The following is a 14,081-nucleotide window of genomic DNA, read 5'->3' as shown; positions in this document are numbered from 1 at the left end:
TGAAAATGATTTAAATATTAGGCTGATTATCAATATAGATTAACTAATGCACTATTGCACTCAGATATTCAAACTTCATTTATGGTTCGGAGTGCATATGAGTTTATTTACAGCCTATGGGTCAGCGGCACTGACGCTGCAAAATCGTATCGTGATGGCACCGATGACACGGGCGCGTACCACACAACCTGGAAATATTCCCAACGACTTAATGGCGCAATATTACGCCCAGCGCGCTACGGCAGGCCTGATTATCACCGAAGCGACCCAAATTTCGGACGACAGCCAAGGCTACTCTTTCACCCCCGGCGTCTATACCGAGGCGCAAATTGACGGCTGGAAAAAGGTTACCGCGGCGGTGCACCAAGCGGGTGGCAAAATCTTTAATCAAATCTGGCATGTGGGCCGGGTGTCCCATCCTATTTTTCAGCATGGCGTGGCACCAATTGCACCTTCGGCGATTACTCCTGTAGGCACTAAAGTGTGGATTGTCGATGAGCAGCATCCCGAGGGACAAATGGTGGACTGCCCCAAGCCGAGGGAAATGACCAAAGCGGATATTGACCGCGTAGTGGCCGACTTTGCCAACGCGGGGGCCAGTGCCATTGCCGCAGGTTTCGATGGCATCGAAATCCACGCTGGCAATGGTTATCTCATCGACCAATTCCTGCGGACTAATTCTAACCACAGAACCGATGCCTATGGCGGCTCGCCCGAAAAGCGTATTCGTTTTTATTGGACGTTGTTGAAGCGGTAAGTGCCAAGATTGGCGCCGATAGAGTTGGCGTTCGCCTCGCACCCTATGTGACCTTTAAGGATATGGCTTGCCCTGAGATAGTCGATACTATCCTGTTGGCTGCTAAGCATTTATCGGCTTTGGGAGTGGCGTATTTGCATTTATCGGAAGCCGATTGGGATGATGCGCCCAAGGTGCCAGAATCCTTCAGAATCGAGCTGCGTAACGTGTTTAAAGGCAGCATTATTGTGGCGGGTCGTTACTGTGTCGAGCGGGCTAATGAGGTCATTGAAAAAGGTTATGCCGACTTAGTGGCCTTTGGTCGTGCCTTTATCGCTAACCCAGATCTGCCCTATCGATTAGCCAATCAATTACCCCTATCGCCCTTCGACAAGGGGCCATTATTTGGCGGCAGTGCGGCTGGATATACGGATTATCCTAGCTATAAAACGGCATTAGGTGCGGTTATGCACTCAAGCGATAATGGGGTGGCGTAATGAAAAATCGTCCTTATTGCGCCGTTGCGCCTTGGATAAAAGTAGGTTTATGGGGCTCAGGATTACTCGGCTTAGCCATTTTAGGCTTTAGCCTCAGCATGACGGTTGTTGCCGCTCAGGGTGAGTCGGCTCTGGCCAGTGTCGATGTGAAAACGGCCCTTACCCCTAAGGTTACGGCAATGGAGCTGATCAGTGATGGCTCGCCGCAATCTGAGACCATTGCCCACGCCGCCCTGTTATACGCTAGCTTTTGGGATACGGGCGACCCGACATTTACCCACTGGGCATTAGCGACCCATTTTATTGATCGCACTCTCCCCCAAGGCCGCGCACAGGGGATCACTGGGCCGCTCGACGCCTCTAAAGCCTTTAGGGCGGCGGTGCCCGATCTCTCGGTAACCGTTGAGCATCTGCTGGTGGTAGGGGATCGCGCCGTAGTGCGGTTACGTTTTAATGGCCATTTTACCGGTGTCTTTGGTGATCAGCGTGGACAAGGGCAAAAAATCGATTTTCGCGCCGTAGATATGTACCGAGTTCGTGATGGTTTTATCACAGATAACTGGCACCTCGAGGATTATCAAACGCTATTTAGCCAACTGGCCTCGAAAGCCGTGTCCACGGGAGCTAAGTCATGAACCCGCGTCGACAATTTTTAAAGACAAGTTTACAGGCGGGTGGCGCCTTGATAGCTGGCGTTGGTCTAAGTCAGTCAGCCTTCTCTATGGGATTACCGGGGGCAGTGGCACTCGATGATCAAACACAAACTTCGGTAGGAGGCAGTATGAACAACCGTTTTTGGCCTAATGGCGAGCAACTGGTGATCTCTATATCCATGCAGTTTGAGGCTGGCGCGCAGGATAAAAATGCCGAAGGCCCGTTTCCACCAATGGAGCAGGGTTATCCGGATACTATTACCCCCAGTTGGTACGACTACGGGATGAATGAGGGGATTCCGCGTTTACTGCGTCTATGGCGTAAGCACAATATTCAAGTGACCTCCCATATGGTGGGCCGCGCCGCCGAATTACATCCATTACTTGCAAAACAAGTGGCGGATGAAGGCCATGAGATTTCAGGCCATGGGCAGACGTGGACGCCGCAATACAGCATGTCGCCAGCGCAGGAGCGTGATTCTTATATAGAGAGTATCAATACCTTAGAAAAGATCACCGGCCAGCGCCCCATAGGGTTTAATGCGTTTTGGATGCGCCATAGCACCCAAACTTTAAATATCCTGCAGGATCTGGGCTTTATCTATCATATTGATGATTTATCAAGGGATGAACCTTCGATTATCCCAGTGCAGGGTAAACCCTTTGCGGTGGTGCCCTATACCTTACGTAACAATGATATAGGTCGCTTTGGTGGCAATACTGCGATGACGGCTGCCGCCTTCCTACAGGAGCTTAAAGACGAATTCGATATGCTCTATCAGGAAGGCACATCCCAGCGGCGGATGATGTCCATCAGTGTGCACGACCGTATCGGTGGTACGCCAGGTCTTGCCAATGCCTTAGACAAGTTTATTCAATACGCTAAAGAACACTCAAAAGTGGGTTTTATGCGTAAGGATGCGATTGCTAAATGGGCGCTGGCACAAAAGGATACACCCACCAATCCTGCGAGAACTTTCTAAGGGATAAAACCACAGCACTGAGATGTGCTGTGGTTTTCACTTTCAGGGAGATATCGGTGTTTAACGCATGGCTAGCATGGCCCAAGTACGGCGTCCCTGCTCGAGAATAATCCCTACCGCCAACCCTGCGGCGGCGTTGATGGCAAGGCACGTCATAGCGGTCGAGATGATCACAAAGATACAGAAGGGCTTACCATCGATGAGGCGTTTTGACCACGCCAGTTGTAGACCGCCGATGGAGAGCAAACTGCCGAGAATTGCCACAGGGATAAGCCCGAGCAACCAAGCTATTTGGCCATCCCAAAACAGGGCGATAACAACACAAGTGCCGCCGAAGATTAATGGCGTGAGGTGCGTTCGCGCACCAAAGTGATATTGCACCGCGAGGCCGCCCGCACCGTGGCACATGGCCGCCGCACCAAAAGGCGCGAGTAACAGGTTGGCAAGCCCAGAGCTAATGGCCAAGTTTTTAGGCGTGAGTTTAGCGGCGTCTTCGGGGAATTTTTCCTGCGCCATTGCCGAGGTGGCTATCACCGCATTGGTTAAGGTGAGGGCGAGCTGTGGCAGCACCAGCAAAATCGCCGCCGAGCTCCACTCGTTCAGACTCGGCCAAGCCAAGTGTAGCGAGGCGCTCACGGCGGGAATGCTCAGGCTGCTGGCCATTTCGGTTTGGCTATTAGCCTGCCAAAACATGCCCGCCGCAATCACCAGAGGCATAGCAAGGTAGCGTAATGGCAAGAATTTACTCACAAAAAGCAGGGCGAATGCGCCGAGTCCGAGCAGCCAAAGATCGCTCATCATCTTAGTGCCCATCCACATTAATTGCAGGCCAATGGCGAGTTGGATACCAACACTCACGGCTTGGGATAATTGTTTGGCGAGCCAAGTGATGGCACCGCTAAACGCCAGAATTAACAGTATGATGCCCATCAACATGGCACTCGCTTGCAGCATTCCTGGGGTTAAGCCTTGGGCGATCACGAGGGCGGCGATGACCTTCATGGGCTGGACGGGGATCGGGCGGCGATAAAATAAGGCGCTTAATATCGCGAATAGGCCAAAGCCTAAAAATATCCCCTGGGGCGAAAATTGGTTTAGGGCAATTAAGCCCAAGACTAAGGGTAAAAAAGTGCCTAGGTCGGCGAAGGCGCCACTGGTTTCACCGAGTAAACGGTTGAGCGGTTGAGTCGGGTGCTGTGTTGGGGTTTTGCCCGCGGTCATAGAGGTTGCCACAATTGAACATTGCCTGATTAGGCAAAATAAATGCCATAAAAATCAGATGATTTTGGTGATAGACAGAGTCAAACTGCCGTGTGGCGTTACCCAGTGAGACAAACTGGGGCAAGGCAGAGGAATCGCTGAGTCTAATTGTCTGCATTTGTGTCAGCATGCGACAACATAAAAAGAGATCTTAGTGAAACACTAAGATCTCAAAGGTATTGCAGGAAACGGGTTAATTAAGGTTGTTTATGTTTAGGGCCTTGCTTGTTTTTCATTGGGTCGCCTTGATACCCCAAGGCTTGCCAATCGAGGCGAGTGCCTTTGTTGTGGCAGTCATTACAGTTAAGCGCTTGCTCCTTAGGCGACACCATATGGTTGATCCTCCACCACATTTCGGTTGCGGCAAAGCCATATTCGCCACTGTATTTGATGCCTTTTTCCAACATAGTTGAATTGGCTTCCATACCCAGTTTTGCGGCTAAGTTCCAATCAAACTCGCTCCAGTAGCCCCCTTTACCATAGGTTTTTGGGGTGATAAAGATATTGAGTTTCTTGTCGTAAATCTGCTTACCCGTGTGCACTTTAAAGGGGTAGATTTTGGCTTTGGTATCGTTAATGTCACCCATTGGGTAGGTGAGTTTAGTGACTGCATTGGGGTCCATTTTGTCACCCGCCATATAGGCGTTGGCAGTGCCGTTGTACCAAGCGTATTGTGGCGGCACCATTTTTTCCCATACAAAGTCACCCTTTTTCTTCTGGTAGGTGTGTTTGCCATATTGATCAATAGTTTCAGGTTTATCATCCCCCGCCGTAGACCAATCCCAGCGCATCTTGGTGGGTTCATTTTTGGCAAAATAGGGGATATGACAGGTTTGACAGGCAACTGTTGCAGTATGGGTATTGAGCTTTTTGTTCGCGTGGGGCGCTGATTCATGGCAATTTTCACAGCCAATATGGTCGACGCCACCGGGTGAAACACCCATAGCATTACCCGATATCATGTGCTTCTCTGTGGTGTGGCAGTTTTGACATTGGAAATCATTGCCATCGCTATCCATATGCACATCGGTCGCTTTGTCTGGGTAAGACATGGAAGAATCAAGATCCCCATGTTTTACCGCGTCACCGCCACCACCGTAGAAGTGGCAACTACCGCAGTTATCCCGCACGGGAGCACCCACGTTTTGGGCGATTTTAGTGAGGTCGAGTTTTGCCATAGGTTCCCCTGCTCCAGCGGGATCTTTAACGTAAGTGCCTGTGGTGTCATGGCAAACTAGGCAATCGACTTTGGTTTTATCTTTAAAGTCAAAATTGTTGTCTTTCCAACCATAGCCAGCGTGACAGCTAGTGCAGCGGGGCTCGTTGCTCGCAATCGACACGCAGAAGTTGTTAATACTGTTCTTCTTACCCCGCAGCACTATTCTATCGGGGAGTTTCTGTGCTAACTCCCAAGTCCAGTGGGAGGTTTTCATCACATCTGTCGCTTGGTCTTCGTGGCAAACTAAGCATTGTGTGGTGACTTCAGAGCCTGTGGTAAAAGGGCCTTTTAGTGCGTCTTTATGGGGATTGGCGGCATAGGTTTGTAATGTTATGCCCGCCAAGGCAATAAGTAAGAGTCTTTTCATTTTGTACTCCCGCCCTCGGCTTGACCGAGGGCTGATAGCTTTTATCTATACGGATTAGAAGTTAATGGTCAGTGAGGCGTTCACATCGAAGGCCTTATCGACCACGGGCAGCATGGAGTAAGCCGAACCCGCGAGTACATCATCGATTTTTTGCGGTGCACCTACAGGTGTGCCGCTACCTGTGTATTCGAAGTCATAGTAGAGCCCTGCAAGTTTGATAAACATTTTTGGATTAATATCAAAGATGTAATAGGCTTCGCCGACGTGGCCACGGGTAGCTAATTTACTGCCAATAGGGTCGTCCTGCGCTTGGGTAAAGGGCGTCCAATACTCGGATCCATAGTTATATTCCAAACCGAACTTGCCGAAGGGGGCAGGGATTTGGATACCCACATAGATGCCATAACCGTCTTTGGTGTCAGTATCATCGCTGGTCTTAGGCACCATGATGATTTCGGTGCCCGTGCTGTTGAGCTCAGCTTCAAAGACGGCATCGGACAACATGCCACCGAACATGCCGGCGTTACCGTTAGGTTCTGCGCGAGTCCAACCGAGTGAAGCGAACCATTTGATATCGTTGGCTTCTTCCCTAGCAAAGCCAATTCCACCTAGATACATGTCGCCGATCACACCGCTGGGTTGTACACGGGTGACAAAGTTAAAGTTGTCGAACTTTTGCATATCTTGGTACATGGTTGGGGCAAAAATACCTGCGAGCTGGGTCGGGAAGGCCATAGTGCCCTTAAAGCCGTCATTTACGTCTTTAGCGCCAAACAGGGTAAATTGCAGGAAGTTAGTACCGTCATTGATGGCATCGATATTAAAACCGCCGAGGTGGGTATCTTTGGTGACTATGTCACCAAACATTTCGCCATTGCCCCATTGGGATTCAAAACCTTGGCCATAACAGAAGCGAACCACTTGTCCTTCCACTCCAGTGATTTCCCCTAGGTTGTAACCTAAGGTGGCGCCATCGAAGTTAAAGTTAACTAAATGGCCTGAAGGTGTACCGCCACGGAGTTCGTTTTCACGGTAGTGGGTTGGTGGGCCATAGGTGGATGGGCGACGGCCAATCGAGAGATAAAACTCTGAACCATTGATGTTTTTCCAATCGAAATAGGCACGTTCGACCCTTAACCAGTCGCCACTGGTGTTGCCGCTGCTGGTGCCATCCATAGTGAATGACCGCCAGGAGTCGAACACTTGTACGCCAGTGGAGTCGCCCCAGTTTTTATACATGCTCAGGCGACCAGCAAAGCTGACGTTATCCCATACCTTGGCCTTAAGATTTAACCGTAGGCGAGTGGTATAAAAAATATCGTTATCAATATCTTGTATCTGCTGAGGGGCTAGCACATAGGGCATCACCCCCTGCAACATGCCATTTTGGAAGGCGGCGGCCAGATCGGGATTGGCTTGCATCATCTGTCCGAGTGGCGAGTTAGGATCGTTTGGCATCCCAAAGACACCGGACATGGCTTTGGCGCCAAAGTCATTGAAGTTAACCTTAATCGCTGGGTTCCAAACCACGTCACGGTAATGCAGTGAGTGGGCCTTGGTTCTAAAGTCGCCAGTGATTTCAAGGCGGTCTAAAGACGTGTGCCGTTCGGTTTTATCGACTCGGCTATTGAGTTCATCGAGTTGTTCTGTGATATCGGCGAGCTGTTGTTTTAGCTCGGTCATTTTTTGCGTGTCAGCTTGTACTTCATTGGCCGCGGCAAAGGCTTGGCCGGACATAAACAGCGCATTAGCAACCAATATCGAAATGAGTGTAGGTGTACGCATAGGGTTTCTCCCTGAGTGTTCCGCTGGCACCGACTCAGGCCGAGTGCCAAATTTACCCAACAGGAGGCCCTGAGGTGTTCTCCCCATTTTCTCTTATCGGGCTTTGGTTTTATCTCAATGGGTTAACTTGCAGTTGCAGGCCTGCGGTTATTCCCTTGATTTAGGCTCGGTAACGATTAACCGCAGGTTTGCGGTTGCTCCGAGTCGGCGGCATGGTCATACAGGAATTGCTGTATATCTTTGAGATCTTGTTCTGTGAAGCCGTTGAATACCTCAGGTTTGAGTTTGTGCTTATCTTTATCGAAGAAGCGATCCCACTGGCTCATGGTTTTACTCATTGGGGTCAGCTCTCCGCCTTCACCTGCTTGGCTGTGGCAGGCTTTACATTCTTTTTTATACAGGTGTTTACCCTTTTTAGGATTTCCCCCTTCGGCGGCATAGGCTTGGAGGCCTAGACTACTGATTAGCGCGACGGCGATTGCGATCTTAGTTGAAATTTTCATCATCTCATCCTTTCTTAATTGTCACTCACATGACTTTGTTGGTGGAATGTATCTATTGCTCCCACCTTGTGAATAAATTTATCAAAGATGATTGGATGTTTATTTGAGGTGTATCACCTCTATTAAAAAAATCTAATTGATAAAAATTTCATTGATAAAAATCTAATTGATTGGTTGCGGAGTTGTGTTGGGATGAATTTACATTTTTAAAAACAAAGGGTTGTTTTTAAAGCTAAATTAGCTTGTTATGTAGCAAGGTGGGTTTTGGGAAGAAAAGGGCAAAAAATGGACAGTGATCGAGTTAACACTTTGTAAAATTTACTATATCTAAAGTAGTAACTCTGAATAATTTGACTCGATTAAAGGCGTTTAAACTTGATGGATTGCTTGCTATTTAAAGTTGCCGCAGCGACAAGGTTTTCAAGGGCAATCACATCACCCATTCCATCAAACCGTTGTGCCAACGCTGGCAACAGTGCTGCGGCATCCGATGACCCAAACAGCTTCTTAGTTAGATGTTGTGGCTAAATCATGTTGATTGATAGGCGGGTCAACGTCATAGGACTCAAATAGTCGAGTGATTTCCCCCGAGCTGCGCATATCATCAACGATCAATTCAACTTGTTTAGCGTATTTGTGCAGTGGTGATTGTCGTGGGATGCTGAAGAAGCGGCCGTTTAAGCTGATATCGGTATAATCCATTGCTTTAAATTGCGCGTTTCCCGCAAATGTGTGCAATTCATTAAGCTCAGAGGTTATTGCTAAATCAATACGTCCAGCCTTTAGCATTTTTATTAACTGCTGATGATTATTAACAAATGTGACCTTGAGTTGTGATTTGTAGTTATTAAATTGATGGCTGTAAAAGGTGCCTCTTATGGCTCCGATAACATAGGGCTTTAACTCCTCAAAATGAGTGACATGGATTGGAGAAGTGGATAGGGCATAGTAATGCACATAACGCCTATTATATCCAAGGAGCATCGGATGGAGAAACTGACTGCGTTCAGATGTCATCGAATGAATTGGAATGAGATCAACTTGCCCTGTTTCTGCCACTTTTATGGTACGTGCCCATGGCACATTGCTCCAGTTGATTTGATGTCCTAGGCGATTGATAACCTGATTGATGACTAAGGCACCAGGGCCTTTACATTGCTCATTTTCAAAATAGATGACGGGATGTCTGTCACGGCAATGGGCTTGCCACACAGGGAGGACAGTGTCAGCCTGAGCCTTTGAGATAAGCAAATAGGCAAAGAGAATAAACGGGATGACTCTCATATCGTTAGCCTTGGGTGATCACCTATATCGGTGGGCAATGCTAAAACTTGCTTAATAGAGTGTAGCGTTTAAATATAACTTTGCTTGATAGACAAAGGTTTGGCCAATCAGTATTGAGCAAACCTTATGCTCGTTTTGCCGCTAGTTATCCTTTTCTAAATAAGGCGTTAGCTGGGACTCAATGCGTTCGATTTCGCTTTGGGCATACAACAACTCGGATTCCGTTAAGCGGGATTGGGCCTGTTGTTGATACAAAAGCTGATCACTATTCATCCCATATTTGCCAAAGTTGCGTAGCAGTATGCTCGACCAAATAACAGCCTGTACGGGCTTATCTATCGACCCATGGCGATTAATCTCAACAATGGCTTGCATGGCATCTTGACTACCCAAGTCGGCGGATTTGCGGTACCAAGTCTCAGCGGTTTGCAGCGCTTCGCGGCTAGGGTGTTCACCCTTGCGGCAGAGTTCCGCTTGATTAAAGTAGTAATAAGCTTGCTGCTCATCGGGGATGGGATGTTGATGCAGAAAGTTATTACATAGGCTCTGCGCTTCACGGATCTCTAAGGTGCCTAAGCGTTTGCCGAGCTTCTCGTATGCGGCCCGATAGTCTGTGTTATGGCTCATGGCGGCCAGTTGGTAATACATTAAGGCTTTAATCGGTTGGCGTGAGACGCCTAAGCCTTCTTCGTAGATTTTTCCTAGGCCGAATAGGGCTTCCTCTTGCCACTGGGGTGCCAGAGCCTCGAACTCAGTCCTTGCCTGTTGATAGTCGTTATCCGATTGTGGGTCGAGTAGCTTAAGGTGTGCCAGCGCTAACTTAGCAAAAACATTGTCAGCGGCGCAGGTTTTTTCTAACCAATGGCGAGCCTTGCCATAGTCGATGGCAAAATCTTCACCGTAGAGGAAACGTTTGCCTAGGTAATACTGGCGGAAATCGTCTTCTGCGGCATAGTCGCTGAGTAGGGCTTCGGCGCGAACGAGATCCTTAGGGCCGCCTTGGCCTGCGGCCAGCATATGGCCTAAATTATCCTTCGCTAATTCATCACCGGCGACGACGGCTTTCTCAAAGTATTCCCGTGCTTTGCTATAGTCCGAAGTGACGCGTTCATCGTGCCAATAGAGAGTTCCTAAGTGGTAATAGGCATCTTGGTTTCCTTGGGCGGCGGCCTTTTCAAACCAATAAATGGCTTGACTTGCATCGGGATCGAGAAAGGGTTGTCTGAGATACAAATAGGCGAGCTCATATTGAAACTCGACTTGCCCCGCTTCAGCACTGGTTTTGAGCTGTTCTACCTGCTCAAGCAATTGCTCGGGTGTTTGCGCCTCAGTGGCGACCAAGCTAGTCAGGGTGAGCATGGGTAAATATTGCGGATCGATCTCGGCGGCTTTTCGATACCAATATTCAGACGCCTTGGGATCGGCGGGCACCTGTGGGAATCGGCCCGAATACAGTTCAGCCATGGCAATGGCGGCAACGGCTAAGCCCTTATCGACGGCCCGTTGAATATAGTCTAGGCCTGAATTGACTTCGCCCTGATTGATTAATGTGAGTCCGTGATTGAGCAGCGCCGAAGGTTCTCCAGCGGCAAGCGCTTCGGCTTGTATCTTCTTTTTTTGGTATTTGGCAAAAAGAATAAACAGTACGACAAAGGCTATAATGATAAGTATCAACAACATAGTATTCCTTCACTATTGATATTTTGGCAGCACAGTAAACGTGGTTCCCGCAAAAAATGCAAGTTTACTGTGGGAGACGCGGGGCGGATGGCCGAGTCCATTGCCCCAGTAGATGAGGTTACTTTTCTTGCAAATGAATTTCCCGCACAGGGCAAGCCATCTCGATACCAGCCTGTTTGAGGGCGTTATACATGGCTAGATTAATCTTATATTTATGCTGAAAGTAGCTTTGGGTCGGCACCCAGTAACGCACACCAATCTCAATGCCGATGGCATTAAAGCCATTGATGCCGATATTAGGCGTAGTGTCTTGACTAACATTGGGATTTTGGCTCAACAGTTCAGTGATTAAGGTTATCGCCGCTTCTGGGTCGTTGTTGTAGCTCAAGTTAAATTGGGTTTCGACCAGCTTATTACTGAAGGAGTTATGCAGGATCTCACCGACGATATGCTTATTGGGGATGCTAATTTGTTCTCCTTCCTCATTGGTTAGTATGGTCATGCCTAAGTGAATACGCTTAACGACGCCGCTTTCGCCTTTGATTTCAATCGTATTACCCACCACAAAAGGTCGAGTCACAATAATGGTAACACCCGCTGCATAGTTCGACAGCATGCCCTGTAAGGCGAGGCCCGCGCCGAGGGAGGCCGCACCGATTGCCGCTACCATGGGGGTGACGCTGATGCCGATTTTGCCAAGGGCGATAATGGCCACCATGACGATGATCAGGATACGGATAAGATTACTGACGAAGTTACTGAGGGTGATATCGATATTGTGTTTTTCGAACTGTTTAGCGACTAAGCGGGACACTTTACTGGCGAGCCAAAGACCCAATAAAAAGATCAGCGCCGCACCGACTAACTGGAAACTATAATTGACTAAAAATTCGGTGATCAATTGGTAGACGCCCTGCAGTTGCTGCAATTCTTGATCGAGTCCTGGTGTTATCATAGTGATATCCTTGTAATAAATTTCACTGTGCGAGTATAACGTAGAAATCCCACCAAATACTGGTTTGCCATCTACCTGTGAAGCGTATCATGTAATCGCGGTTGATTTGATGAGCCTAACGTATGACTCAGGTATGCTGTCCACTTATCCGAATAATGGAGTCGAGTGTTGATGAAAACACGGTTGTTATGTTTGTCTTTCCTGTTTACCCCCATGCTGGTATTTGCTGCTAGCTATGTTGCTGGGGATGCGATTAATTCCATTTCATTACTCGATCAGCACGATAAAGTGATCAATATAACCGATGAAACCCGGGTTGTACTCTTTAGCCGTAGTATGAAAGGCGGTGATATTATTAAAGAAACTTTGCAGCCTTTAAGTGAGTCGCAGTTTCCAGCACACCTAGTTTATGTCGCCGATATTAGTGGTATGCCATCACTCATTGCTAAGTTTGTGGCTATACCACAAATGCAGGAACTGCCCTTTGCTATCGGTCTGGATAGGGAAGGAGAGGTGAGCCATTTATTACCCGATACTAAAGATATGGCGACCATGATACTGCTCGATAAACGCAATATTTTGGATATCGCTTATTTTGATTCAAGTGAGGCCTTGGGTCAGGCCCTTAAGAAACTCCAAGGGGCACAGTAGGCACTAATATCATCTAATCATTATCGATTTAGGATGGATAGGCTGGCGTGTGCTCGTCTGTCCGCCTTACTCCTTCGCGTGTCGTAAAAAATTCACTTTGTATTCGAATAATCAACACAAATTTAGCTTAGGATTTGTGTATGTAATTATTTGTTTTATAAAAACTTTTTCAAAGAGAATCTTCCCTTAAAACCTTAAGGAATAAAAAGTTAGTAATTCAGCATAAAAATTCGTTGCGTAAAGTAAAAAAATATCGTTTACTGCGCACGTTTTTAACACAGACACTCACTTTTTAACGACCTGACCCAAAGGAGACTCTGGCCCAATGAGCCAATTTCAATCTATTGATGTTGCTGATTATTATGACATGGACACATTCAAGCGTATTGAAGCGTTTGCCAAAGACAAAGCAACCCCATTCGTAGTGATCGATACCAGTATCATTGCGAAACAATACGATGACATGGTTAATAGTTTTCCTTATGCCAACGTTTATTATGCAGTTAAGGCGAACCCAGCGGCCGAGATCTTGACCTTATTAAAAGATAAAGGGTCAAACTTTGATATTGCCTCGATTTATGAGCTAGATATGGTCACTAAGGTAGGCGTGACTGCCGACCGCGTGAGTTACGGCAATACCATTAAGAAACGCCAAGATGTGCGTGCATTTTATGAGCGCGGTGTGCGTATGTATGCATCGGATTCTGAAGCCGATCTACGTATGATCGCCGAAGAAGCCCCCGGTTCACGCATCTATGTCCGTATCCTGACCGAAGGTACTGATACCGCCGATTGGCCATTGTCACGCAAATTTGGCTGCCAGAATGAAATGGCCTATGAGCTGTTAGTCCTAGCCCAAGAATTAGGGCTAGAACCCTACGGTATTTCGTTCCACGTGGGTTCACAGCAGCGTGATATAGGTGCTTGGGATTCGGCGATTGGCAAAGTAAAAAGCATTTTCGATCGTCTGCGTGATGAGCACAATATCACCTTGAAAATGATCAATATGGGTGGTGGTTTCCCAGCGAACTATATCGACAAAACCAATCAATTGGGCGTTTATGCCGAGCAAATTACCCATTTCTTGAAGGAAGATTTCGGTGATGATTTGCCACAGATCATTCTCGAACCAGGTCGCTCGCTGATCTCTAACGCTGGGGTGCTGGTATCTGAAGTGGTGCTGATCAGTAAGAAATCTTACACCGCGTTAGAGCGCTGGGTATTTACCGACGTGGGTAAATTCTCGGGTCTGATTGAAACTATGGATGAGGCAATTAAATTCCCTATATTCACCCATAAACAAGGTGAGTTAGAGAAGTGTGTTATCGCGGGCCCGACCTGTGACAGTGCCGATATTATGTATGAGCACTATAGCTATGGTCTGCCGAATGATCTCGCGATCGGCGACAGAATGTATTGGTTAACTGCGGGGGCATACACTACAACCTATTCGGCTGTTTGCTTCAACGGTTTCCCACCGCTCAAAGATTACTATTTGTAAGGATTTG

11 protein-coding genes and 1 pseudogene are annotated in these 14,081 nt (G+C 47.8%); 5 read left to right on the top strand and 7 right to left on the bottom strand.

Annotation, left to right across the window (positions count from 1 at the left end; translation table 11 throughout):
- The first annotated feature begins 97 nt into the window (after positions 1-97).
- The 3 genes and pseudogenes from SOHN41_RS16325 (at position 98) to SOHN41_RS16315 (ending at position 2,869) form a co-directional block, all read left to right on the top strand.
- A pseudogene (locus SOHN41_RS16325) lies at positions 98-1,233 on the top strand (alkene reductase).
- On the top strand, positions 1,233-1,868 hold the full coding sequence (locus tag SOHN41_RS16320) for an ester cyclase (protein WP_007651111.1): 636 nt from the start codon (positions 1,233-1,235) through the stop codon (positions 1,866-1,868). Before SOHN41_RS16325 ends, SOHN41_RS16320 begins: the two are co-directional and overlap by 1 nt.
- Positions 1,865-2,869 carry a polysaccharide deacetylase family protein gene (locus SOHN41_RS16315; RefSeq protein ID WP_007651109.1) on the top strand — a complete coding sequence of 335 codons (1,005 nt, stop codon included), beginning with the start codon at positions 1,865-1,867 and terminating at the stop codon, positions 2,867-2,869. The genes SOHN41_RS16320 and SOHN41_RS16315 overlap by 4 nt, the downstream gene beginning before the upstream one ends.
- 60 nt (positions 2,870-2,929) lie before the next feature.
- Here SOHN41_RS16315 and SOHN41_RS16310 read toward each other — a convergent pair whose 3' ends face one another.
- From SOHN41_RS16310 to SOHN41_RS16280, 7 genes are all read right to left on the bottom strand, one after another.
- Complete coding sequence (locus SOHN41_RS16310; protein ID WP_007651107.1) at positions 2,930-4,090, bottom strand: putative sulfate/molybdate transporter; 1,161 nt, start codon at positions 4,088-4,090, stop codon at positions 2,930-2,932.
- 236 nt (positions 4,091-4,326) lie between these two features.
- Complete coding sequence (locus tag SOHN41_RS16305) at positions 4,327-5,715, bottom strand: tetrathionate reductase family octaheme c-type cytochrome (protein WP_007651106.1); 1,389 nt, start codon at positions 5,713-5,715, stop codon at positions 4,327-4,329.
- Between the two features lie 54 nt (positions 5,716-5,769).
- Positions 5,770-7,500, bottom strand: a complete 1,731-nt coding sequence (locus SOHN41_RS16300; protein ID WP_007651104.1) for a DUF3373 domain-containing protein — start codon at positions 7,498-7,500, stop codon at positions 5,770-5,772.
- A 176-nt stretch (positions 7,501-7,676) separates the two neighbouring features.
- Positions 7,677-8,006 carry a c-type cytochrome gene (locus SOHN41_RS16295; RefSeq protein ID WP_037459440.1) on the bottom strand — a complete coding sequence of 110 codons (330 nt, stop codon included), beginning with the start codon at positions 8,004-8,006 and terminating at the stop codon, positions 7,677-7,679.
- 504 nt (positions 8,007-8,510) lie between these two features.
- Positions 8,511-9,287: a substrate-binding periplasmic protein gene (locus tag SOHN41_RS16290; RefSeq protein ID WP_007651096.1), complete on the bottom strand. Its 777-nt coding sequence runs from the start codon at positions 9,285-9,287 to the stop codon at positions 8,511-8,513.
- A gap of 141 nt (positions 9,288-9,428) precedes the next feature.
- The gene (locus SOHN41_RS16285; protein ID WP_007651093.1) at positions 9,429-10,967 is read right to left on the bottom strand and encodes a tetratricopeptide repeat protein; all 1,539 of its coding nucleotides are present in this window, start codon (positions 10,965-10,967) and stop codon (positions 9,429-9,431) included.
- Positions 10,968-11,085: 118 nt separating this feature from the next.
- Positions 11,086-11,922, bottom strand: a complete 837-nt coding sequence (locus tag SOHN41_RS16280; protein WP_007651091.1) for a mechanosensitive ion channel family protein — start codon at positions 11,920-11,922, stop codon at positions 11,086-11,088.
- Between the two features lie 171 nt (positions 11,923-12,093).
- Here SOHN41_RS16280 and SOHN41_RS16275 point away from each other — a divergent pair, with 171 nt between their 5' ends.
- Together SOHN41_RS16275 and SOHN41_RS16270 are read left to right on the top strand one after the other, a co-directional pair.
- Positions 12,094-12,573 carry a hypothetical protein gene (locus SOHN41_RS16275; protein WP_007651089.1) on the top strand — a complete coding sequence of 160 codons (480 nt, stop codon included), beginning with the start codon at positions 12,094-12,096 and terminating at the stop codon, positions 12,571-12,573.
- Between the two features lie 325 nt (positions 12,574-12,898).
- Positions 12,899-14,074: a type III PLP-dependent enzyme gene (locus SOHN41_RS16270; RefSeq protein ID WP_007651087.1), complete on the top strand. Its 1,176-nt coding sequence runs from the start codon at positions 12,899-12,901 to the stop codon at positions 14,072-14,074.
- Positions 14,075-14,081: the final 7 nt, after the last annotated feature.

It is taken from the genome of Shewanella sp. HN-41 (genome assembly GCF_000217915.1).
Taxonomy (GTDB): domain Bacteria; phylum Pseudomonadota; class Gammaproteobacteria; order Enterobacterales; family Shewanellaceae; genus Shewanella.
Note: the sequence above shows the minus strand (reverse complement) of the source record. Positions and strands in the feature narration are given on the sequence as shown.